This window comes from Blautia liquoris (assembly GCF_015159595.1).
Lineage (GTDB): Bacteria > Bacillota > Clostridia > Lachnospirales > Lachnospiraceae > Novisyntrophococcus > Novisyntrophococcus liquoris.
In genome coordinates this window covers 896,918-920,396 of the sequence record NZ_CP063304.1, presented here as the reverse complement: position 1 = coordinate 920,396, position 23,479 = coordinate 896,918, and the positions used below count along the sequence as shown (strand labels likewise).

Genomic DNA, 23,479 nt, shown 5'->3' with positions numbered 1-23,479 from the left:
TTCCCCTTTCTTTTCGGACTGCTTATCTCAAAGTTTCGATATATGCCAAAATCAGAGGTGCAACCCCTTTGGCATCATTCTTCACAACAGGTTCTCTCATGTAATATTCAAAGGTTCCCTCACGATGGTCGGTATTGCCAAGACCCGCGACAAGACAGATGTGATCCATCTGAAGCTCATGGTCTTCTTCACTGAGACAAGTGCTGCAGACTCCGTCAAATGCACGCTTTCCATAATCGTAGTAAGAAGAGTCAAGGATACCCAGTCTTACCCCTTTCATAATCGCAAAGGCAAAGATTGAAGACCCGGAAGCCTCCGGATAGTTCGGCTCCATGCCAGGAAGATTGATCACCTGATACCACATACCTGTTTTTGTATCCTGATAGGGAAGCATGGCATCAATCAGCTCTAAGAACATCTGCTCGAGTTCATCTCTTTCTTTTTTGTATCCAAAAGCGTTTTCATCTTTGTTCAAAATCTCTATGGTATCCACTAAAGCCATGGCAAACCAGCCCTCTGCCCTGATCCAGAACTGGTCAGAAAGCCCCGTCACCTTGTCGCACCAGAACGATTCTCTCGACTCGTCAAAGGCATGATAATACAGGCCATTCCTGTTATTCTTCATATTCTGTTTTACATTTTGGAACTGATGAAAGATATCCGCACAATTTTTACCGTTGTTATACGACAGTTCGTACTGCAAATAGAACGGCTGAGCCATATAAAGGCCGTCCAGCCATACCTGATTCGGGTATATCTTTTTATGCCAGAAACTACCGCTCTTCGTGCGAGGCTGCCCCTCAAGCTGTGTGTAAATCAGATTCATCGCCCTCTTATATTTTTCCTTCTTTGTAAGATCATAAAGTTCAAACAACGTCTTACCGGCATTTACACTGTCGAGGTTATACTCTGTCACCGAGTATGAGCGGATACTCCCATCTTCATCGACGAATGCATCGATAAACTGGTCTGCAAACTCCAGATAACGCTTCTCGCCACTCAGAAAGTAAAATTCCAAAAGTGCCTTGATCATACAGCCATCCACATAGTTCCATTTATTCGCTTTTTTTCCGCCCCGAATTTTTTCAATATTCCAGGCAGGTGCATCCGGTGTGCTGTTTTCCATTAGTTCTTTGATATAACGATCTAACATCTCCATTTTCTCACCTCACCACTTTATCTACATTCTCTGTATGTATTGCTTCTGAATCTGCACCTTGTATATTAACATCGCAAAGTGTCAGTTTTTTGATGTTATTGGCATAGATTCCCATCTTTTTGATCTCATCCGAAACTCCATTCATCATGGCAGGTTTTCCAGCTTTTGCTTCTTTTGCATAGGTCACTCTTACGTGTTCCATATTGATCTCTTCGATCTTCTGTTCCGGAAGTCCGTAAAAGAACGCTGCCGCGACATGACAGTTATCGGCTTTTATATTTTTAAATGTCAGCTTTTTCACGGCTGGGGTGCGCTCATCCACCGGAAGTGCTTTCTTGCACTGAACATAATCCGTCTTTCCGTCAGGATCACAGAAATAAAAACAGTTAATCACAAACGGTGTCATGACATGGTCCATAACAATGTCTTCAAACAAAATATTGTCAATGACCGCATCTTTCCCACGCCCTCTTCTGGTCTTGATTCGGAGTCCACGGTCGGTGTTTAAGAACTTACAATTCATGGCCTTGAGATTTTTCACGCCCGCCGCCATCTCACTCCCTAGCGTGATTGAACCATGCCCGTCTCTCATACAGCACTGACGGATAATGATGTCCTCCGAAGGAGTCTTATACTTTGATCCCACCGCAATCTTTCCTGATTTCACCGCAATACAATCATCGCCGACAGAGAAATATACACCGGTGATCCTGACGTCCTTACAGGATTCCGGATCCAGTCCGTCTGTATTCGGGGAATCTTTCGGGCCCAGAATCTGCATCCCGATAAACTGCAGATGACGGCTGAAATACGGATGAACGTTCCAGCTTGGACTATTCTGCACTGTGATGCCGGCCACAACAATGTTTTCACACTGGTTCAGAAAGATCATTCTGGGTCTTGCGGCAATTTTGATGTCCTTCGGATTCTCCCACCAGTTCTTGTGGCTGGCATTTCCATCAACCACTCCTTCCCCATAGATCGTAACATCATTCACACGCACACCACAGATAATTCCGGAGAACATCGCCTGCGAATCTCCCTCCCAAGTTCCAAGAAGCATCTCTTCTTCGGATCTGTTTCCGGGAATTGTCCCCTGAAACACCGGGAATTTTTCCCGCTCGGTAAATGCTTTTAAGACGGCACCTTTTTCCAATTCCAGATTGAGATGATCCTTCAGGAAAAGAGTACTGATGCGATAAACACCTGAAGGAATCAGAACACGGCTCTCTCTCGGGCATGCCATAACAGCTGCCTGGATAAAATGCGTATCATCCGAGACACCGTCTCCTTTTGCACCAAAATCCCTCACATTCATCGTCACATATTCATAATCCGTCTTACATGTCACACATGCCGTCTCATCACCATGGTCAGCGCGAATCTCATATTCCGTCTCCGGCTCTAAACCGTAAATCATATTAATTACACGGCTCGTTTCTTTGTACAATTTACCATTTACAAAGATCTTCCATGTTTTTTCCATATCATAGACACCGCCATCCTCCAATTCAACAGCGGCAAATCTGGCATTCTTAAACAAAATTTTCAAAGTCATCTCGTCTCCTTACTAATTACAGTTTTTTGTGGTATTATACTTCTATAGTATAAATATACAACAAGGGAGTGTCAATCATCATGTTAACAGTATCACAAACCAATGACGGCGATTTTTCATCTATCCAATCAGCTCTTACAGCTCTTGCAGCTGATCCGGCACTGGAACGAAAGGTCTATATCAAAAACGGAATCTACAAAGAACTCCTTGAGATCCGCATCCCGGATCTTGTCCTTATAGGCGAGGATGCCGCACACACAGTTGTAAGCGGCGGATTGTATGCCAACATGGTTCTGCCGGACGATACCAAAAGAGGAACATTTCGAACCTATACCATTCTGGTCAACTCCAACCATGTCACTTTGAAAAACCTGACAATTGAAAATACCGCCGGAGACGGCAGAAAAGTCGGTCAGGCTATCGCTTTATATGTCGGAGGCGATCGTTTCACCGCACAAAACTGCCGTCTGCTTGGACACCAGGATACCTTATTTACCGGTCCGCTGCCTGAAACTGTAAAAGATCAGGTGGCAGCCTTTACAGAACCGGAAGTACTCTCTCCGAATCAGTTGTGCCGCCAATATTACAAAGACTGCTACATCGAGGGCGATGTGGACTTCATCTTTGGCGGAGCCTGCGCTTACTTCGAAAACTGTGAGATTCATTCTCTGGACAGAGGCGAAGATATCAATGGCTATACTACCGCTGCTTCGACCCCGAAAGGCCAGACCTATGGATATGTCTTCTCGCACTGCCGTTTTACCGGTGACTGTGCTCCGGGAACCGTATATCTTGGCCGACCTTGGAGAGAACACGCAAAAACCGCACTGATTGCATGCGAACTTGGTGCTCATATACATAGACAAGGTTGGCACGACTGGGGCAAAGAAGCCGCTCACACCGCTGCCTGTTATGCGGAATATCACTGCAGTGGTCCCGGCTCCAGCCTATCGAAACGGCCTGACTGGATTCATCAATTCAGTGATCAGGAAGTTGTGCATTATGGCCGAGAGGAGGTCCTGGGATATGAAAACTAAACACAAGAAAGAAAATTCTTACCCATTCCACCTCGACGATGACCTCGTACAGAACAGCTACCGCCAGCATGAGAATAATCCCGTACAGATTCTTTTGAACCTGTATCGCGGAAATTACAAGAAGCTCATGCTTTCCACTCTCTGCTATATCGTAAAGCACAGCCCGGTATGGGCACTGCCCATCGTCACGGCGAATATTGTCAATTATGTCACGAACCCTCCGGAGAATGTACATCAGCTTCTGCTTACAAACATGATTCTGATTGTGGCACTGATATTGATCAATATCCCTGCCAACTATCTGCACACGCGTTTTAAAAGTCTTGCAACCAGAAGTGTGGAAGCCAGTCTTCGAAGCACACTGGTCCGTAAGATCCAGCAGCTCTCTATCTCATTTCATAAAGAGATGGAATCCGGCAGAATTCAGTCTAAGATCATGCGTGATGTCGAGGCAGTTGAAACACTGTCTTCTCAGATGTTTATCAGTCTGCTCAACATTCTGATTAATATCGTTGTCGCACTAAGTGTCACCGTAGCCAAAAGCAGGGTTGTATTCTTCTTCTTTCTGCTTACGATTCCTGTGGCCGCACTTACAATCTTCGTATTCAAACGGCCCATGAAAAAGCATAACCGAAAATTCCGCAAGGAAATCGAAACCACCTCCGCAAAAGTAATGGAAATGGTGGAAATGATACCAATCACACGTGCACATGCTCTTGAACAGAAGGAAAGCAGCCGAATGAGCCAACAACTGATTGAAGTGGCAGCCGAAGGTTATCGGCTTGATGTCATCCAGTCGACCTTTGGCTCCGTAAGCTGGGCTGTCTTTCAGATCTTCCAGGTGATTTGTCTGATTTTTACGGCAAATCTTGCTTTAAACCATAAGATCCCCGCCGGTGATATTGTCCTGTATCAAAGTTATTTTGCGACGATTGTAAACCAGGTCTCGGCCGTCATCACACTTCTTCCTACAATCACAAGAGGTATGGAATCTGTCAGCAGTATCGGTGAGATACTAAATGACAACGATATTGAGGATAACCGTGGAAAGACGAAGCTCTCTTCATTAAGAGGTGAATATCGCCTGGATGACATTCACTTCCAGTATGCAAAGGATCAGAAAGCAATTCTCGATGGAATCACTCTCGACGTCCACGCAGGCGAAACGATCGCCTTTGTCGGCGAATCCGGAGCCGGAAAGAGCACACTGATCAACATCATCATCGGATTTCTCATGCCCAACAAGGGAACTCTCTACATCGACGGAATTGACAGCCGAAAGCTGAATCTTCCCAGTTATCGCAAAAACATCGCTGTAGTACCACAGACTACTGTCCTGTTTTCCGGAAGTATCCGCGATAACATCACCTACGGCTTGGAACATTTCACCGAGGATGACGTGCAAAAAGCCGTCCGGGCAGCGAATCTTGAAGATGTGATTCAAAAACTTCCGAACGGCCTTGATACTATGGTTGGATCTCACGGTGACAAACTTTCCGGTGGTCAGAAGCAGCGGATTTCTATCGCAAGAGCCCTGATCCGGAATCCTGAGGTCATCATATTTGATGAGGCAACGTCTGCTCTCGACAGTTTCTCCGAGAAACAGATTCAAGGTGCCCTCGCTAATCTGTCCAAGGGGAAAACCACATTCCTTGTTGCTCATCGTCTTTCCACTATCCGCACAGCCGACAAGATTGTCGTTTTACGGAATGGCAAATGTGTAGAATATGGCACCTGGGATGAGCTGATTGCCAAAAAAGGAATCTTCTATCAGATGCATTCCCTTCAGGCTTAAGATGCCTGCCTGGATGCAAAGTCAGAAATTAAAATCTCTGATTCACAGCCCAGGCAGAAGATGCCAATTGTGGGACCGGTAAACCGTTTCCCATAATTATGTCCTTCATCGCACAGATAATCTACCTGATCAAGCTTTATATCAATCGTTTCTCCATTCTCACTTTCAAGCAGGAAGCTGCGGGTCAGCCCGCGTACTTCGCAGGAAAGTGAGAGTTTTTTTGAGTTTTCCAGTTTTCCAAGCTCTTTTCTTGTTTTTTTATTTCCTCTGTTTTCCTCCACAAAGGCATACAAATCCCCTTTTTGGTTAAAAACTCCAAATTTTAGCCACGTCCTCTCATCATAGTAGCAGACCAGGCCTGTTTCCCCGCATTCCTCCAATTTTCGAATGGTAAGCTTTGATTTTACATCATAATCAAAACTTGTCTGACGACGAAGCAGCACATCCCTTACATCCAGACTGTCAAGGTCTGACGGATCTCCTTTCATGAAGATTCCTTCTGAAGTTCGTTCGATATCTTTTTCTCTTATACCTCTCGGGCTCATCCATTCCTTTGAAACTTCACCTTTGCAGATATCATAAGTCCACCCATCTGACCCGCAATCTTGCAAAGCCGGGTATGGCTTTTTGGCCATCACACTGGGGCCGTCACCATTGTTGATCAGAGGCCAGCCATCTGCTGTCCATACAATTTCATCCAGAGCGGTTTCTCTGCCAAGCAGCGTATGTTTCTGATCTGGCATACGTCCGCACAGATATGCGATAAACCATCTCCCGTCCGGAGTGCTCACGGGTTTTCCGTGTCCGCAGCGCTGAATCAGGGCATTCGGATCTGTCTGGCGCATGATTGGATTATAAGGACAGGGCACAAATGGTTCTTTGAGACTTTTCGATCTGGCAACTGTAATTCTATGTCCCATACCTGTACCGCCCTCCGCGAGAAACAGGTAGTAGTAATCATCTTTTTTCAAAAGATGCGGCCCTTCTGGCGCACGTTTCATATCACCGTAATACAGCAGGCTCGCTTCGGAAATCTGTTTTGTCATATCTTGATTCAATTCCACAATTCTGGCCCCACGATTTAAAAGCATGTAATGTCTGCCGTCATCATCGTGAAACAGTGAAGGATCAATTCCATCCTCATCGATGAAAATCGGTTCACTATATGGACCCTCTGGTCTGTCCGAGGAGACAATCATCTGTTTTCGGATAACAACTCCATCATCGTTCATACGGTAGGTAGCTGTAATGTAATATCTTCCATTCGTATAGGAGATATCCGGAGCCCAGTAGCCCCGGCCACCTTCCAAATGCCCAAGTGCAGCCCAATTGCTGTCAGTGATGGCATGTCCGATGATCTCCCAATGAATCAGATCTCTGGAGTGTGAAATCGGTATACATGGAAAATACACAAAAGAAGAATTCACCATATAGTAGTCATCCCCGACTCTGACCATCGAGGGGTCCGGATACATCCCTGTTCGAATTGGATTTTTATACATATCCGAAAGAGATGCACCGCAGACTTTTTCAAAGAACGTCAATGCTTCCTGATTCTTGTTCTGGCAAGCCACCTCATAAGGTGTGATCAGATCACAGTCACCTTCAAGCGGCGAGAGACCCACGCGGTTTACAAAGTATTCCAGTACTTCACGACTCTGATGCTTTGCTGCATAGTGAAGTGGGGTACGATTTCTCTCATCTTTGATATTCATACTGGATTTTGAGAATTCCACCATATATTTTATGGTATCAAAATCTGCATCTTCCGCGATCTGAAATACCGGATCCGGTTCATTGTCGGGATTATCATAGTGTACTTTTGAAAATTCTACGGATCCATCGTGGTCATCTTTATCACAGGCAACACTGAACAAGCCCGTCTTCGCTCCCACCCATGTGTGTGGAGCAAGGGTGATTTTTGAATCGATCTTTTTGTAATTCTCTCCATCCAGACTGTATGAGAAAATTGCGTCAACATTCCTGCCTCTTTGAATCTGTATTCTCAGATTAATCTCCCGGATGCCTTTTTGCAGAGGAATATGCTTTAACACCTTTTCTTCTACAGTACCTTCTTTGGTAAATGACTCAGAAAATATCAGTTCTCGACTTCCTTTTGTATTTCTGACACCCAGCCAGCCATAATTTCCACCGATGACGATCACTCCGGCCTGTTCATTTTCCTTCAGATTCTGAAAGCACATATGTGCAGTCATGATGGAATTCGGGCAGATAATCTTCTGTGTCAGAACATTTGCACAGTTCCATAAGACAACAGGGTCTTCCTTCGAAGGATTTAGACTGTACAGGCGAAGATATCCGGGACACTCAGTAAGGGAATAAAAATCATCCCTGTGATTGCCCAGCCACTGCCATTTCAGATCCAGTTTCTCACCGGAAAAGTCGTCGGATGCCTGCAGGGTACAACTCTCCTGTGCAGGAAGTGCCGGCTTCTTGTGGAACAGGCATGGTTCTCCCCAGTCTTCTCCTGCTTTTGGAATACCGATGATGGGCCATCCGTCTCTAAAACATACCGGCTGAAGATGTACGACACGTCCATACGCTCCCATATCCTGAAAGTGAATAAACCATTCTTCGCCTTCTGGTGTATCTACAAGCCCCCCCTGATGCGGTCCGTTAACCGGTGAATCACCTTGACGCATCACGATTTTTTCTTCATATGGACCGGCAATATCTCTGGAGCGGAGCACTGTCTGCCAACCTTTCGTGACGCCGCCCGCCGGAGCAAAGATATAATAGTAGGTATTTCTTTTTAGCATTTTCGGACCTTCAATTGTCATCTGTGTCTTTGTTCCGTCAAAGATCAGATGGTCTTCACTGACTGCTTTTGTCCCATCCGGAGTCATTTCAAAAAGTCCCAGAAAACTCTTAAAACCAATCCTGCTTTTCGCATAGGCATGTACCACATAAGCCTTGCCGTCCTCATCCCAGAACGGGCAGGAATCAATCAGCCCTTTTCCCTCGAGTACAAGAACGGGAGCCTCCCATGTGTCATGAGGATCTTTTGTTCTCACCATGAATATGCCTTCATCCGGCATCCCGTAAAAAATATAAAACCATCCATCATGATAACGGATGGCCGGAGCCCAGATGCCCTTACTGTGCTGAGGCTTAACATAGTCAGGATAGTCAATATTTTCAACCGCATAATTAATCAGTTTCCAGTTGACAAGATCTCCCGATTCTAGAATCGGAAGACCTGGTGTATAATTAAAACTGGAAGCCGTCATATAGTAGGTATCCCCTACACGTATCACATCAGGATCTGAATAGTCGGCAAAAAGTATCGGATTACGATAGATGCCGTTTCCCAGATCTTGTGACCACAACTTATCATTATTCATGGAATACCTCGCCCTCAAATGAGACTGTCAGTTCTTCAGGTTCAATTAATAGTTCTTCATAGATGCCGCCAAGTGCCTTAAGACCTGCTGCCAGAAGTCCTCCGAAAATTATCGCACCACTCCACTGAAGATGAGTATTATCCTGTTTTCCATCCGGAAAATTCTCAAACTCGCCTTTTTCAAGATTCATAAACCAATGTTGACTGACGTCTGTCGGTGTCTTCTCGATCAGTTTTTTACTTGCAGCACAAAGATCAATACAGGGAACATGAAGTTCTCCTGCAGTTTTAATCATTGCTTTCTGATAAGCCAGATGTTCTTCTTGATACAACATACCATCCTCTTTTATCGTACGTCTGTAAAGAGGAGTGATAAAAACCGGATGTGCACCCTTATTTCTTGCTGCAGCGGCATATTTTCCGAGGTTTACGCAAAACTCACTGTCAGGATCCGTATAACGGGACGGATCCTTGATCTTTTCATCGTTATGTCCAAACTGAATAAACAGAAAGTCATCCTTTGTGATCTCATCATAAATGGATGCAAGGCGGGATTCATCAATAAAGCTCTTCGTACTTCTGCCATTTACGGCATGATTTTTGATTTCGATTTCTTTTTGAATGTATAATCTGATACCTTGTCCGATTCCGGACTGGGGATATGTGCGGTAATCGTTTTGTGTCACCGTAGAATCTCCGGCCCAGAAAATCCGTGGATTACTCATTGCTGTCTCCTTTTTATGTTTAGAGGATTGCGGGAACAATTACTCACTCTTTCACCGCACCCATATTGATACCTGAGATAAAGTACTTCTGGCAGAACGGATAGATGATCATGAACGGAATGATTGCAACCATGACAGCCGCATTCTTAACCGTATTCTCCGAAGCTCCGGAAAGTGCTGTCGGAAGATCACTTCCCATAATCAGACTTCTCAGTTTCATCTGGAAATTATACAGATCTGCATTCGTGATATAGATCTTGAAGTTTGTATAATCGTTCCAGTATGTCACCGCAAACATCAGTCCGATGGACGCCAGCGCCGCTTTGGAAAGCGGAAGTACAATCTTATAGAAAATCTGCATAGGGGAACATCCGTCTATCTCGGCGGCCTCAAACAACGCCTGCGGAATCCCCTCGAAGAAGTTTCTCATCAGTACCAGATTGTAGATACTGATTGCCGGAATAAAGATAACCGAGAACAGAGTATTCGTCATATGCAGTTTATTCACAACCAGATAAGTCGGAATCATTCCGCCTTCGAAAATCATCGTAAACAAAAGCAGTCCTGCAAGGAAGTTCCTTCCCGGCATGTCCCACTGAATCAGTACATAACCACCTAACGTACACAGAAGTAGTCCAAGCGCCGTTCCTGCTATCGTTGTGATCAAAGAGATCAAAAGCGGGCGGTACAGCGTCGGGTTTGAGAACACGGAGCGATATCCCGCCAGGCCGAACTTTTCAGGCCAGAGTTTCATCCCGTAAGTCGTATGCAAATCCAGAGAGTCGATTACAACCTTGTAAATCGGAATCAGGATAAACAGACAAATCAGAATAAAAATGATTCCATTCACAACGGAAAAAGTTGAGATCTTATGTTTCTTTTTTGCCGTCTTATTCGTCATAACATTGCCTCCTATACAATACCGCGGCCGCGGGTTTTCTTGCTCAGATGATTGCAAACCAATACCAGTGCACAGCCAACCAGAGATTTTACAATACCAACGGCAGTTGTATAACCGTAATTCGGCAGTGCCCCGCTGTTAAAGGTCTGTGTATAAATATAGGTCTGCAGTACATCGGACTGTTTGATTACTGCATCGTTTTGCATTACGAATACAGATTCAAACAGGTTCATAACCTTAGCCAGGTTCAGAATTAATACGGTTACAATTGTATTGGAGAGTGCCGGCAGGGTAATATAACGCATTCTGTTCCAACGCCCTGCACCATCCATCGTAGCAGCTTCATACAATTCGGGGCTGATGCCTGACAAGGTTGCAAGGAATATAATTGTTCCCCATCCGGTATCTTTCCAGACATTTACGATATAGAAAATCGGTACCCACCATTTCTTATTCCCCATAAAATAGATTTCTGATCCCTTTTTCAATATTCCCGAATGAACCAGCAAAGAGTTTACAAGTCCTTCTCCTGACGGGGAAAGAATCAGGGTGAATACAGAAGCTGTGACAACCCATGACATAAAGTGCGGCAGGTAAATAATTGTCTGTGTTGTCTTCTTAAATGCTGTATTCTTGATCTCATTCAACAGCAGGGAGATCAATACTGCCGCTCCCGTATTCAGAATCAGTTTCACAATACTCAGTTTCAACGTGTTCCAGAAAGCTGTCCAGAATCCCGGTGCAGCGAACATTTTTCTGAAGTTGTCCAATCCGACAAATGTCGGTTTGTTGATTCCATGGTAGTCCGTAAACGCATATCCGATTCCAAACATCGGCAGGTAATGGAACACAATGGTGAAAATTAGAACTGGCAGGAACATAAAATAAAAGCCGCGATACTTATACATCCTCTTTCGTGTATCGGACTTACGTTTTTGTGGTACCCCTGCAGCCGCCTTGCTCTTGCTCATCTGCATATCCTCCTTTTAATTAGGCCGAAATGGACTCATTTCCATTCCGGCCTCTTTTCTTTCACCGAACGAATTATTTGTTCAGCTTATTTAAAGAATCCACGATCTTTTTCGACCATTCAGCTCCGCCTTCGTCCTTAAAGCGTTTGTACTCCTCATCGATGCTTGAACCTTGTGTTACAACATTGGCAATAATTGTGTTTTTCAAGGTTGTAAGATCTCCATTGTACTGTCCCATCTCATCTGTAGAGAAAAAGTTTGGTGCCAGTTTGGAATTATCATTAAACATCTCCTGAGATTCTTTCGCCTCCGGAGCGATCTGATCTGCTCCCGGATCTTTCTCTTTGAAATCTCCAATAGCAAGCATAGGATCGATGTTATTCTTCGTGTACTGAGTTCCGGGTTTTTCCATACTTTCCAGCATATGGAACTGACCTTCTTCATAAGTGTTTCCACATACGGTTTCTGCTTTTGTCGACCAGTGTGTTCCTTCTACACCATAAGTCCACAGAACCTGCATATCTCCGCCATCAAGCATATTTTCTATAAAATATTTAAACACGCCTTCCGGATTCTTGCATGCTGCAGTAATTGCGAATACCGACGGACGGCGTTCCAGATACTTTCCAACCTCTTTAATCGGAGGAATTGCAACCAATTTATCATCCCGATTGTTTGCCAATAAGTTTGTCTTGAGGTTGGTAGCCCAGGTGCCTGCCCAATAAGTAAACACACCAAACTTGTCCTCATAAAACTTAGTTCTGCAGTCATTCGTTCCATTCGTAAGAGATTCTCTGTCTATATAGCCAGCCTGATAAGCATCACGCAGACGTTCAATTGCCTCTTTCATAGAGTCTTCTGTGAATCCGTCCACCCAAGTTCCATCCTCTTTCTGATAGAAACTCGGATATGCATCCTGATAAAATTCAGGAAGATAATTGACATAAGGTATTTCTTCGCCAATTAAGCCGGCTGTGGATAAACCATAGGTGTCGCCATCTACACCATTGCCGTCCGGATCCCCTTCTGTAAATGCTTTCAGCATATTAATATACTCGTCATAAGTGGTTGGAACTTCCAAATTACAGTTGTCCAGCCATTTCTGTTTTACGTATGTCACGCAGCCATTTCCACGACCGGTTGTAAAACCGTAAAGTTTTCCATCAATATATAGATTCTCGATCAAATCTTCATTATTGATACGACCGGAAGCTTTCAGTTCAGAATTCTCCCAGGCATCCGTCATATCCCAAAGAGCTCCCTCTTTCGCATAACCGGCGTAATAAGTCGGATCCAGCAGCACAACATCCGGCCAGTTGTCCGGGCCGCTTGCCATCGTCTGCCCCAGAACATCATAGTAAGCATCATGATCCGGCTGAGTGATCTCTAATTTTATACCGGTCAATTCCTCCCAGCGCTTTTTGAACTGATCCTGTCCGTTTTCCTTCGTGAAAACAGTTCCATTATACATAACTTTGATCTTGTCAGGTTTTTTTATATCTCCGTCAGCCGCAGTAATTGCTGAGCTTCCTGAACTTGAATTGGAATCTTTTCCACATCCGGCAAACATTGTGGTCGCCATAAGCGCAGCCAATGCCATGCACGCAATTCTTTTCTTCATGTTTTTTGTGTCTCCTCCTACAGGTTGTCATCCCGGCAACGGTTCTATTCCAAAGTATGTTGAACACCTTGCACAAGGATATTGAATTTACTTATCAAAATTAACATAATGTTTTGATCATTTCAAGGTGTAATATTTTCTTTCCATCCACCATTTATAGTTTAATGTGCAAAAATGAGGGTGCAGATTTTTTGATTTTCATCAATTTATCTGCACCCTAAAGTTTGAATCCGTGATATACGAGGGATTGTCTAATATTTAACTTGCATTTCTTTTGACCTCAGCCACAGCACTTAAGTATCCGCTGAATTCCTGAAACATAGTCTCTTCTTTTTTACGCATGGCGAGATACATCCATCCATCCTTGTATGTAAACTGGAGATGAATGGTTCCGACAGACTCGCCGATCAGACTGCAACGAAGGTATAAGCTATCTTCCGATGTCCATGCCGCCGAAGTTACACATCGGTCATCATAAATTGGGAACACATCTTCTCTCACCTCTCCCAGTCCAAAGTGCAGAACGTGCCAACTGCTGTCCCTGTAGAAGTGAAAGCTCCCCTCCCGGAAAGAATCCGAGAATTCAAAGAAGAACTTTTGAAAGGCTTTCGAGTTTTCTGTCACCCGATAGACTGTCTTTCCCAAAAATCCATCACAGTCTGTCCGAAGTTCTCCGTTCACCGGACGTATAACCAGAGAATGAATCTTCTTTTCAAGCTGATCCCTGGCCTTTTTATCTTCAGCAAGCGGCATCTCTTTTAATGCAGGCAAAATATGATCAAAAAACGCATTGAAAATCGTCTGATTCCCTGCATTTACCTCCTGTGTATCGGCAGTGGTCACACACACGATATCTTCTTTTGGAAGAAAGATTGCAAACTGACCACCCATGCCATTGCAGCAGAAACCATTATGGCGTGTCATCCAGAATTGATAGCCATAGCCTTGCCCTTCGTCAATTGTAGAACGCACATGCTGCGTAGATGACTGGCAGGAACAAGCCTGATTCAGATACTTTTCGGGAATCAGTATCTGCCCGTCTTCTGCTCTGCCTTTATTTAAGACGGCAAGTGCAAATTTCATAAGATCTAGTGGCTCTGCCATAAGGCCGGAACCACCCATGGATGTCCCAAATGGATCGCAAATCATATATGCCCTCGGTGAAAAGCCGATCTCATCTAAAAATTTGCTTCTCAGATAATCCAGAACTGGCATCCTGGTAAGTTTCTCCACCAGTGCTCCAAGTGTATGTGGCGAAGACGTATCATAATTAAAAGTAGTTCCGGGACAATGGCTCGGAGGTGTCACAAAGAAACTTTCCACCCAGTTCTGATCCGGATGGATCTTATAAGTTGTCGCTGTATGGCAGGTCTGCATTGCAAGCATGTCTCGTATCGTCATTGCCTTCAGCCACTGATCTGCATTCTCAGGAAGGTATTCTGGAAAGTATTGTGCAATCGGATCGTCCAGACGGATGAGACCATCCTCTTCAAGCCATCCCACTGCGATGGAGACAAAGCTCTTGCTGACGGAAAACAACCGATGAAGCTGACCCGGGCCAAATGGCCGCCAGAATGCAGATGTCACCAGTTTATTGTGTCTTGCCAGCATCAGTGAATGCATTGGGACATGATTTTTCTCCAGTTCTTCAATCATATCAGTAACTGCCTGGGATGGAATCCCAACGGATTCCGGTGAGACAGCCGGTATATTCTTTTCCATAGTCGTTATTTCCCTTCCCTTGTCGAATCCCGCATTGTTTTTGCAGAAACTCCATATGTTTTCTTAAATACCCTTCTGAAACTATTCGCATTGTTATAGCCGACCTCCTGGTAAATATCAGACAGAGGAATATCACTCTCCTTCACCAGATTAAGAGCCGCATCCATCCGGATATGCTCAAGATACATAGAAAAATTCTCCCCAGTCGACTCCTTGAACAGATAAGAAAGATAACTCTCGGAAAGTCTAAATTCATCAGAAAGTTTTGTAAGGCACATCGACGAATCCTTGTAGTTCTTCTGGATATAGTCTTTGATATCGTCGATCGTCTGGCTTTTTGATGTCTTTTTTCCATAAAATGTACACAACGTAAGTGCGATATCTTCCAGTTGGCGGAAAGAGAGATACTCCTCTCGTTTCTGATCCACCAGTTTGATCGTTTCATCTTTATCCTTTTCTGGTATGCTGTAGCGGATTCTCGACAGCGTGCTGTAAATCTCCGTCAAAAGACTTTGCATCTTCGGATAAGAAAGAGCACGTTTCTTTAGGTTTTCCTTGATGATAAACTTAAAGGTCTCTGCCACCTGATTCTTATTTCCCGCTTTGATAAAGTTTGTCAGCGAGTCTGACAGCTGAGAAGGGTAGTAATACGCATCTGAGGCCAGATCCAGATTACTGTAAATCTGGATAATATTCGTCGATGACGCATAGCTTACCGCTTCATAGGCCTGCTGATATGATTTCCACGTATTTTCCAGATGATGATTGGTATTGCCAAGTCCGCCGATCGTCCAGATCGCATACTGATTCAACAGATCCTCATGCAGGTTTTCGAATTTTTCACAGATTGCGGGAAATTCCTTATCCTCCGTATCATCCTGATAACCAGTCGAAAGAAGAATCGCATAATTGTGTTTCTTCGGATTGAAAACATACAACGGCTCTCCAAAGTACTTTTGCAGGCAGTGAATGATATTCGTATCATAGGACAGTGAATTAGCATAGCTGAATTCTTCTGTATCCTCAAGATCACGGGTATATTGTGTATCTCCATACTCTTCAAGCTGTTCTTCATTCGGATAAGTCACGAGATATAAAACAAAATATGTCTTATCATCGTCACTTAATTTCAGATATTTTTTGATGTAGCTCATCTCATCTTTCGAAGAGATCCGTCCGAGCATCAGATTTCTTATGAATGTATTTCGAACCAGCGGCTGCTGAAAGTCAAGGGAACTTTGCAGCTGCTGCGCCCGACTCAACGTATCATTCAGCTGCTCATTCAGCTGAAGCACCGGACGTTCATTGATTCTGCTGATAAAAAGCAGAAACATAAACCCAATACAAAGTCCCGCCGCTGTGATAAACAAGAACATATTCCTAAGCTGAGACAGAGAGCTGCTGATGGTTGTCTCAGGAAGAACGAAATAGTATGTCCAGTCAAAGGCAGAAGAGGTCTGTCTGGTGACATTGAGTTTATCACCTTTATATTTAAAATTGGCGTTGTCGTCCTTATAATTCAGGTTTCTCAGTTCTTTTCTATCAAAATCCCCGGCCTGATCTCCCAGCGAAAACTGAAGTTTTCCTCTGGAATCTTCCACATATAGTGCTCCCCCTTCCTGCGAAACTAATGAGAAGAAGATTCCTGTAAGTTTATCCTTGTCAATCTCATAGCATAATTCAGCCGGAACCGGATGAAAGATGTACGTATTCAATGGCAAAATATACAGATAATCCTCACTGTCTTTCTTAAAATCTGAGAGGGGGAGGAACGTGGAATATTTTTCCCCATTTTTCAGAGTGTCCTGCCACTGACCATAGTGATTCTCCAACATGGAATTTGAATGATAGTAGTTCTTCATGTGGGAAAATGCAGTTGGTGAGAGAATATAGTCACTGTTGTTGAAATGTATATAATAGGAATTAATTGGAAGGAGCCGCTGTATGGGGGTGTAGACCCGGCAGCTGATCTGTGCGTTATAGGCATTCAGATGAAATTCATTCTCATCATATATTGATGTCCTTGCAAATTTTGTGATCATCCGATCTCTGGTAAAGTACAATGCCAGATTTTGCATAGAGGCAAGATCAGAATCAAACTTTCCCGCCGCATCTTCCAGTTGAGACTTTGTCTGAGCTTTCACACTCTCTTGCAGATTATTTTTACTTATATCATAGAGATTTATACCAATCAACAGAATAATCAAAAGCAATATGCTATAAGAAAGCATTAACTTAGCGGCAAAATTATCTCCTTTTTTAGTTATGTTTTTTAAGAATTTCATTAAAATCCGCCTCCGGTGGTGTCGCATTTGTTGCTTTCTAAGAATATCACAAAACCCAAAAAAATGCAAGCTGTAAGCCCTTACATTCCTTGCAAATTAACCCCTTACGATCATGGGTTCCCTTCAAAATGATGGAAATCAAAAAATATGCACCCTCTTTTTTACACAAATAATCACAAGAAATGTCCTTTGTTCGAAATATGAGCCTTGCGCAGCTAGAAATCCTATGATATTTTTGTGTCGTAATCGCTGATATCTTGTGCACATTGCTTAGAGCATGAGATTAGGGACAGCAGAATAACTATTTATTAGGAGGAGAATAAGTATGAGAAAAAAGATGCTATGCACGTTTTTAGCCGCAATGATGGCTGCAACAACGTTCGCAGGCTGTGGAAATGACGCCGGCAAAGATGCAAAGTCAGCAACTTCAGCAAAATCATCTGCATCTGAGGATTCTAAAGAAAAGGATGTAGAAAAGCCCGACAAGATTAAACTTATGATTGATGGGACTGTTTTCACCAAAGAGAATGCACAGGACAAGTTCGTTGAGAGATTTGAAGAACTCAGCGGAATAAAGCTTGAACTCACACAGCCAGATCATGATGCTTATCATGATGTTCTGGGTCAGACTTTCGCAAGCGGACCGGACAACTGGCCAGATGTTGTCCTGCTGGATCCAACCTACTATTCCGGATATGCAAAGGAAGGGGCCCTCTGGGATATGACAGATGCCTGGGAAAATTCCGAACTGAAAGCTTCCGGTCGTATCAACAACGAGGATCTGATTAAAAATCTATATATTGATGGAAAACTTTACGGATTTGCAAACGGCCGTGGAAATGGCTGCGTGACATATGTAAAGCAAAAATGGCTGGGCAACTGCAACCTGGACGTTCCAACCACTTATGATGAATACATCAATATGCTGAAGGCATTCACCGAAGGGGATCCGGACGGCAATGGCGTTGATGGAGATACTTATGGTGTATCTTCTGCCCGTCTGATCGGTGAAGAAATTCCTTTTGTCAATTATCTTCCGGAATTCTATCAGGGTGCATATCCAAGTTTCTATCAGAAAGATGACGGAACCTGGGTGGACGGTTTCACAGAGGATTCCATGAAAGAGGCGATCGGCCGTCTGCGTGATGCTTATCAGGCAGGCTACATCGACAAAGAGTCTCTTACGAATGGAACAAACGACTGCAGAAACAAATTTTACGAAGATAAGTTCGGCGTATTCACCTATTGGGCAGGTACCTGGGCTACAAACTTAAAAGTAAACCTTGCAGCAAACAATCGAGATGACAAACTGGTTGCTCTTCCTCCAATTAAAGAGGTTGGAAAGTATCTGGAACGGCGCCCGCCGGTGTTCGCGATCACTGCAGCATGTAAGAATCCGGAAGGCGTGTTTAAGTATTTCATCGAAAGCATGCTCGACGGCGGAGATATGCAGGTTCTGTGGACTTATGGTGTAGAAGGAACACACTGGTCGACAAAAGCAGAAACCGTATGTGGAAACACTTATGAAGAAGGTCAGTTCCATATGCTTGAGAGTCTTGAAAAACCAGGAACGCAATGGACCAAGAATAATATTGATCCGATGCTCTCCATCTCAGACTTCAAGGAAAAGGATCCCGGTGCAGAACAGATCGCACCGGAGGCAAGAGATGCTCAGCAGCTGTTTAACGACAACTCCACTCTGGCTCCAAACTTTGTCTCAACAGATGAGATGAGCCAGTACAACGGAGATCTGACAACACTGAAAAATACAATTATTGCAAATGTTGTGACACAAGGTGCCAATATTGATGACGAGTATGCTCGTTTCGAAAAAGAAGGCGGAACTGACTGGTCAAAACAGATTGTCGATTCCTTAAATAAGATGGAAAAGAAATAAATAACCAAATAGATAAAACCATACACCAAAAGGCCGGGATGGAATCTCCATTTCGGCTTTTTTAACTCAACGGCAGCGCGGACTGCTACACAGCTTTGTGGATCCAGTCCTGCTGTCCCACACCATAGCGGAGGTTCATCTATGAATAATAAATTCAAATCAGCTTTATGTCTGTCAGCCACACTCATAACGCTCACAACAGTTTTCTCCACAGTAAACACAAGGGCAGCCGGAATGCCTGGCACCGAAGGACACGACAAGTACGTGGACAGCAAAGTCTTCGATGTCATAAGCAGCGACACCTTTGGCACGAAAGATCTGGACAGCCCTCTTTTTGATAAAGCGAGAGGATCCAATGATATCTCTGACCTTCTGGTTCCCACACTGGCTTACGATGATACCAGTATCGGTTTGGTCTGGAAGAAACCCGAAAAGTATGATAATATAGCCGATTATCACGTCTATATCAATGGAAAACTTCAGGAAACTGCACGGGAGAACTTCAAAGTTAACGCCGAATGGACTGCGAAATACATGGATGCATTCTACGATTATTATCAAGACAAGGGCAATAGTGATATTGATACCGTAAATGTCGATATCCACTCCTTTTTGGCAACGGGATTAAAGCCAGATACCAATTATTCCTTCTCAGTTGTCGCCATCGATGAGGCCGGCAATGAGCTAGGCACTCCCAAATCAATTGATCAGAAAACCACCCCTTCTCCGGAAGTTTTTGACATTACCGAGTATGGTGCCAAAACCTCCGAGGGCTACACAACATATGACGACGAGACAAACACCTTTATAGAAGCAAACACAAAAGCCATTCAGGATGCAATTGATGCATGTACTCCTGGCGGCAAGGTTGTGATCCCGGAAGGTACTTTCGTCTCCGGCGCAATCTGGCTGAAAAGTGACATGACTCTTGAAGTCAACGGAACGTTATGGGCATCACCGAACAGTGATCACTTTGAGATCGGCTTCCACATGTATCCCTTCTACACGGATACCAGAGGCTGGGGGCTGATCAATGCTGTAAGTTCCGATGAATCACAGCCGCTTGAAAATATCCGTGTAACCGGAAATGGCACTGTCTATGGAAACGGCTGGAAATATGGCGCAAAAGATGCAATCTATAAAGATGGATACATCCCGAATGCCGGAGATCCTTCCACACAACAGGCCGGCGATGTCGATCTTACGGTCGAGGGCAACGAAAAATACGCACTTCCCAGATGGGTTGCCGGCAACAACAAAAAAGTATATCACTACGGTGTGCAGGCTGCAGATTCAGCAAGAAAATATCTGTCCAATGTAACAGATGCGAACGGAAGCAAGAAGTATTCCGATGATGTGGTAAACGCACTGGCAGGAAAAATTGCCACAAACAAAGATGACAAGCTTTCAGAGATAGATGCGGCCGATTTGACAAATGCGTATGCGACACGTTCCAGTCTGATCATCATGAGAAATGTCACAAATGTATACCTAGGTGACGTAACAGTCATGAATCCGGCCAATCACTCCGTCAATATCTTAGATTCCAGGAACGTATCAGCAACAAATGTCAAGGTTCTCTCCTACGACGGCAATAATGGGGACGGTCTTGGATTTGGATGTTCCCAGAATGTCATCTGTTGGAATAACTGCAATGACACCGGAGATGATAACTTGGGATTCGGCGCTTCTGTCGGCGAAGGTGCCAGAGACTGTGACATTCAAACCAACTCGGAAGTCTGGATGTTCAACAACTTCCTCCGCGAGGGACACGGCGGTCTTGCCGCAGGCAGCCATACCGGAAACGGAATTCAGGATGTTCTCTTCGAGGATACGGTGATGAATCACATTGATGCAGCTTTTCGCTTCAAGAGTGCACCGACAAACGGTGGTTTTGGTGCTAACATCACCATGCGTGACTGTGCAGCAGCAGATCCCACACAGGGCTGGGTGCTCACTACAAGTTACAGTGACCCGAACAGTGCCTCCTCCACTGAGGCAGCAGAAATTGGAAGATTCTACAATTTTGCTTCCTATAATATCTCCGTATATGGACCAACCCAGAATACGATCTGTGTATACGCGGATGTAGACCCCGTCAACCATCCGGACAAGCCATGGCACGTTCACAGCAACCTTTATTTTCAGGACATCACCTTCGGAGATGTAGGCGGAAATGGTTCTTTCAAGAATTATAATGGATGGGATACACTCACAGGATGTGAAAACTCCGTATTCTATAATGTCAAGACCAATTCCTATAACGGGAAAGCAATTGACAAAAAAAACGATAGAGCATGGACCAATATCAAATACAGCAAAAACATCCGTTTTCAGGGCAGTACACTTGAAACATTAAACGCAGACACCGCTGTCATGGACAATATTTCCTCTGCTCCCGCGATTGATCCTGCATCTGAAATAAATGCTGTGTCCGCCCAAGACGGAAGATCCGCTGATCTTTCCTGGAGTGCAGCCGATGACAATTCCGGTAACGTACTCTATGGTGTCGATACGTTCCTCGACGATGAAAAGGTGGACGCTGTTGATGGAATTGAAGAGACATCTGCGACACTCCCCGGACTCTCCTCCGGTGTAACGTATACATTTAAAATCTATGCGAGTGATGAAACCGGAAACAAGACAGAACTTGGCGAGACAACGCTTACAACATCCGGAGATCTTGATACAGCAGATATCACCGCCCCTGCTTCGATTGATGTAGCTCTTTCCAATGGTATCTACACCTGTGCACAGGCAGAATGGCCGTCCGCATATCAAAGCGACGCAAGAGTACGCGGATATCAACTATATGCCAACGGGGATTTGAAAAAGACAGTCTATAACTATCAGATTCCGGATTACAAGAATTCTGAAACTGTATCAAAACAGATTGGACGTCTCACCCCAGGCACGGACAATAACGTAGAAATCAAGGCATTTACCGATGCCGGAACAGAATTCTCCTACAATCAGGCATCCATCCGAACCTTGGACAACTATGACTACAAAGCCCCTGTATTCCCGGAAAATGTCAAAGTTACCGCAACTGTTTCTGATAACGGTGATGTGGTACTGACCTGGGATGCCGCATCGGATGACACAAAGGTAAATGGGTATCGTGTCTATGTAGATCAGATACCCGTATTTGGAAAAGATGGAAAAGCTTTTAACCCGGTAAATGGTGCAATCACAACCTCTGATACAACCTGGACAATTTCCGGGCTTGATCTCACAAAAGAGCATACTTTCACGATTCAAGCAGGGGATAGCTGGTGGAAGGCAGAGCAGACGATGGGTAATTTCGACAAGATGGCCGATTTCAACTGGACCGTAAAAGGTATCAGTACTTCACGAATTGACAATATTCCGGCTGGACCGACAGAACCATCAAAACCTGATGAGACTACAAGATATGCTCTCGAAAAGCTTCTGGAAATGGTGGATGGTCTGGATGAACAAGACTTCACAAAAGATTCCTGGGCAGCTTTGATAGAAAAATACAACAATGCAAAAAGCCTGCTGCAATCGGATGAAACCACACAGGAACAATATGACGCCGCATATGCAGATCTCGCAAAAGCCTTTAACGATCTAAACGAGGGACCAAACACAACAGCAGCAGAAGTTCTGGTCCGCGAAGCCCAAAAGATTCTCCAGGAATCCCATAAATATCGTCCGGATGCCATCCAGAAACTTCAACACGCACTGGATCTGGTAAACAAGGATCTGAAGAATCCCTCCATCAGCCAGAGTGAACTTGACGAACACAGCAATGAACTGCTCGATGCCATGATTCATCTGTTGGACATTGCGGATGCTTCAAACCTGCAAAAACTGGTAGATATTGCGAACGAATTTCTCAGTGAGAAAGAGAAGTTTACAAGTACTTCGATCTCTGATCTGGAGAATGCACTCAAAAATGCAGAGGTCATACTTGCCGATGATAATCGAACCTCCTCACAGATTTCCGATATCAGCAATCAGATCAGTGATGCCATTGGTGGATTAGTATTACGGGGAAATCGTGATAATCTCAAGCCATGGATTGAAAAGGCGGAATCAATTCTTGCTGAGGAGATAAAATACACTCCGACTTCTATACAGGGATTGAGAGAAACACTTGATCAGGCGAACATCGTATATCAAAATATTGATGCGACAATTGCAGATGTCAAAAATTCCATCAGTGCACTTACTGAGGAATTATCCCAGGTGCGTATCCTCGGAGATTTGGATGGAGACGGTGAAGTAACTACCAAAGATGCTGTTTCCCTCTTAAGATCAGCCGCAGAACTGGATGACCTCACTTGGGATGCCAAAGATGCGGCAGATGTCAATCTCGACGGTGTCATCGATACCAGAGACGCATCAATGATCCTGCAATATTCATCGGAACTCATCAGCAGTTTCAGATAATATTATTGGATATTGAAATAGGGCT

At 44.3% G+C, this 23,479-nt stretch carries 13 protein-coding genes; 4 read left to right on the top strand and 9 right to left on the bottom strand.

The window, feature by feature from the left end:
• Positions 1 to 22: 22 nt before the first annotated feature.
• Both INP51_RS04145 and INP51_RS04140 read right to left on the bottom strand, forming a co-directional pair.
• The gene (locus INP51_RS04145; protein ID WP_193736468.1) at positions 23 to 1,159 is read right to left on the bottom strand and encodes a glycoside hydrolase family 88/105 protein; all 1,137 of its coding nucleotides are present in this window, start codon (positions 1,157 to 1,159) and stop codon (positions 23 to 25) included.
• Between the two features lie 4 nt (positions 1,160 to 1,163).
• Complete coding sequence (locus tag INP51_RS04140; RefSeq protein WP_193736467.1) at positions 1,164 to 2,717, bottom strand: glycoside hydrolase family 28 protein; 1,554 nt, start codon at positions 2,715 to 2,717, stop codon at positions 1,164 to 1,166.
• Between the two features lie 80 nt (positions 2,718 to 2,797).
• Here INP51_RS04140 and INP51_RS04135 point away from each other — a divergent pair, with 80 nt between their 5' ends.
• A complete protein-coding gene (locus tag INP51_RS04135) occupies positions 2,798 to 3,754 on the top strand; it encodes a pectinesterase family protein (RefSeq protein WP_193736466.1) in 957 nt (318 codons plus the stop codon).
• On the top strand, positions 3,744 to 5,549 hold the full coding sequence (locus tag INP51_RS04130; RefSeq protein ID WP_193736465.1) for an ABC transporter ATP-binding protein: 1,806 nt from the start codon (positions 3,744 to 3,746) through the stop codon (positions 5,547 to 5,549). Before INP51_RS04135 ends, INP51_RS04130 begins: the two co-directional genes overlap by 11 nt.
• Here the strand turns inward: INP51_RS04130 and INP51_RS04125 are convergent.
• From INP51_RS04125 to INP51_RS04095, 7 genes are all read right to left on the bottom strand, one after another.
• A complete protein-coding gene (locus INP51_RS04125; RefSeq protein ID WP_193736464.1) occupies positions 5,546 to 8,914 on the bottom strand; it encodes a family 43 glycosylhydrolase in 3,369 nt (1,122 codons plus the stop codon). The two genes, INP51_RS04130 and INP51_RS04125, sit on opposite strands and share 4 nt — an antisense overlap.
• The gene (locus tag INP51_RS04120; protein ID WP_193736463.1) at positions 8,907 to 9,638 is read right to left on the bottom strand and encodes a rhamnogalacturonan acetylesterase; all 732 of its coding nucleotides are present in this window, start codon (positions 9,636 to 9,638) and stop codon (positions 8,907 to 8,909) included. The genes INP51_RS04125 and INP51_RS04120 overlap by 8 nt, the downstream gene beginning before the upstream one ends.
• 43 nt (positions 9,639 to 9,681) lie before the next feature.
• Positions 9,682 to 10,539 (bottom strand): carbohydrate ABC transporter permease, encoded by an 858-nt coding sequence (locus tag INP51_RS04115; RefSeq protein ID WP_193736462.1) that lies wholly within the window; start codon positions 10,537 to 10,539, stop codon positions 9,682 to 9,684.
• Between the two features lie 11 nt (positions 10,540 to 10,550).
• Entirely contained in the window at positions 10,551 to 11,510 is a 960-nt protein-coding gene (locus tag INP51_RS04110; RefSeq protein ID WP_230406876.1) for an ABC transporter permease, read from the bottom strand.
• 73 nt (positions 11,511 to 11,583) lie between these two features.
• Entirely contained in the window at positions 11,584 to 13,131 is a 1,548-nt protein-coding gene (locus INP51_RS04105) for an extracellular solute-binding protein (RefSeq protein ID WP_193736460.1), read from the bottom strand.
• Positions 13,132 to 13,389: 258 nt separating this feature from the next.
• Entirely contained in the window at positions 13,390 to 14,853 is a 1,464-nt protein-coding gene (locus INP51_RS04100) for a serine hydrolase domain-containing protein (protein WP_193736459.1), read from the bottom strand.
• 5 nt (positions 14,854 to 14,858) lie between these two features.
• Complete coding sequence (locus INP51_RS04095) at positions 14,859 to 17,138, bottom strand: helix-turn-helix domain-containing protein (protein ID WP_193736458.1); 2,280 nt, start codon at positions 17,136 to 17,138, stop codon at positions 14,859 to 14,861.
• A 325-nt stretch (positions 17,139 to 17,463) separates the two neighbouring features.
• On the opposite strand from INP51_RS04095, the gene INP51_RS04090 reads away from it, so the two are divergent.
• Together INP51_RS04090 and INP51_RS04085 are read left to right on the top strand one after the other, a co-directional pair.
• Positions 17,464 to 19,035 (top strand): extracellular solute-binding protein, encoded by a 1,572-nt coding sequence (locus INP51_RS04090; RefSeq protein WP_193736457.1) that lies wholly within the window; start codon positions 17,464 to 17,466, stop codon positions 19,033 to 19,035.
• 141 nt (positions 19,036 to 19,176) lie between these two features.
• Entirely contained in the window at positions 19,177 to 23,454 is a 4,278-nt protein-coding gene (locus INP51_RS04085) for a fibronectin type III domain-containing protein (protein WP_193736456.1), read from the top strand.
• The last annotated feature ends 25 nt before the right edge of the window (positions 23,455 to 23,479 follow it).

Excerpts from the sequence above, each read along its gene's own strand:
- INP51_RS04125 (WP_193736464.1), bottom strand. The coding sequence starts at position 8,914 with ATGAATAATGATAAGTTGTGGTCACAAGATCTGGGAAACGGCATCTAT.
- INP51_RS04095 (WP_193736458.1), bottom strand. The coding sequence starts at position 17,138 with ATGAAATTCTTAAAAAACATAACTAAAAAAGGAGATAATTTTGCCGCT.
- INP51_RS04130 (WP_193736465.1), top strand. The coding sequence starts at position 3,744 with ATGAAAACTAAACACAAGAAAGAAAATTCTTACCCATTCCACCTCGAC.
- INP51_RS04120 (WP_193736463.1), bottom strand. The coding sequence starts at position 9,638 with ATGAGTAATCCACGGATTTTCTGGGCCGGAGATTCTACGGTGACACAA.
- INP51_RS04140 (WP_193736467.1), bottom strand. The coding sequence starts at position 2,717 with ATGACTTTGAAAATTTTGTTTAAGAATGCCAGATTTGCCGCTGTTGAA.
- INP51_RS04105 (WP_193736460.1), bottom strand. The coding sequence starts at position 13,131 with ATGAAGAAAAGAATTGCGTGCATGGCATTGGCTGCGCTTATGGCGACC.
- INP51_RS04100 (WP_193736459.1), bottom strand. The coding sequence starts at position 14,853 with ATGGAAAAGAATATACCGGCTGTCTCACCGGAATCCGTTGGGATTCCA.
- INP51_RS04115 (WP_193736462.1), bottom strand. The coding sequence starts at position 10,539 with ATGACGAATAAGACGGCAAAAAAGAAACATAAGATCTCAACTTTTTCC.
- INP51_RS04090 (WP_193736457.1), top strand. The coding sequence starts at position 17,464 with ATGAGAAAAAAGATGCTATGCACGTTTTTAGCCGCAATGATGGCTGCA.
- INP51_RS04110 (WP_230406876.1), bottom strand. The coding sequence starts at position 11,510 with ATGAGCAAGAGCAAGGCGGCTGCAGGGGTACCACAAAAACGTAAGTCC.
- INP51_RS04135 (WP_193736466.1), top strand. The coding sequence starts at position 2,798 with ATGTTAACAGTATCACAAACCAATGACGGCGATTTTTCATCTATCCAA.
- INP51_RS04085 (WP_193736456.1), top strand. The coding sequence starts at position 19,177 with ATGAATAATAAATTCAAATCAGCTTTATGTCTGTCAGCCACACTCATA.
- INP51_RS04145 (WP_193736468.1), bottom strand. The coding sequence starts at position 1,159 with ATGGAGATGTTAGATCGTTATATCAAAGAACTAATGGAAAACAGCACA.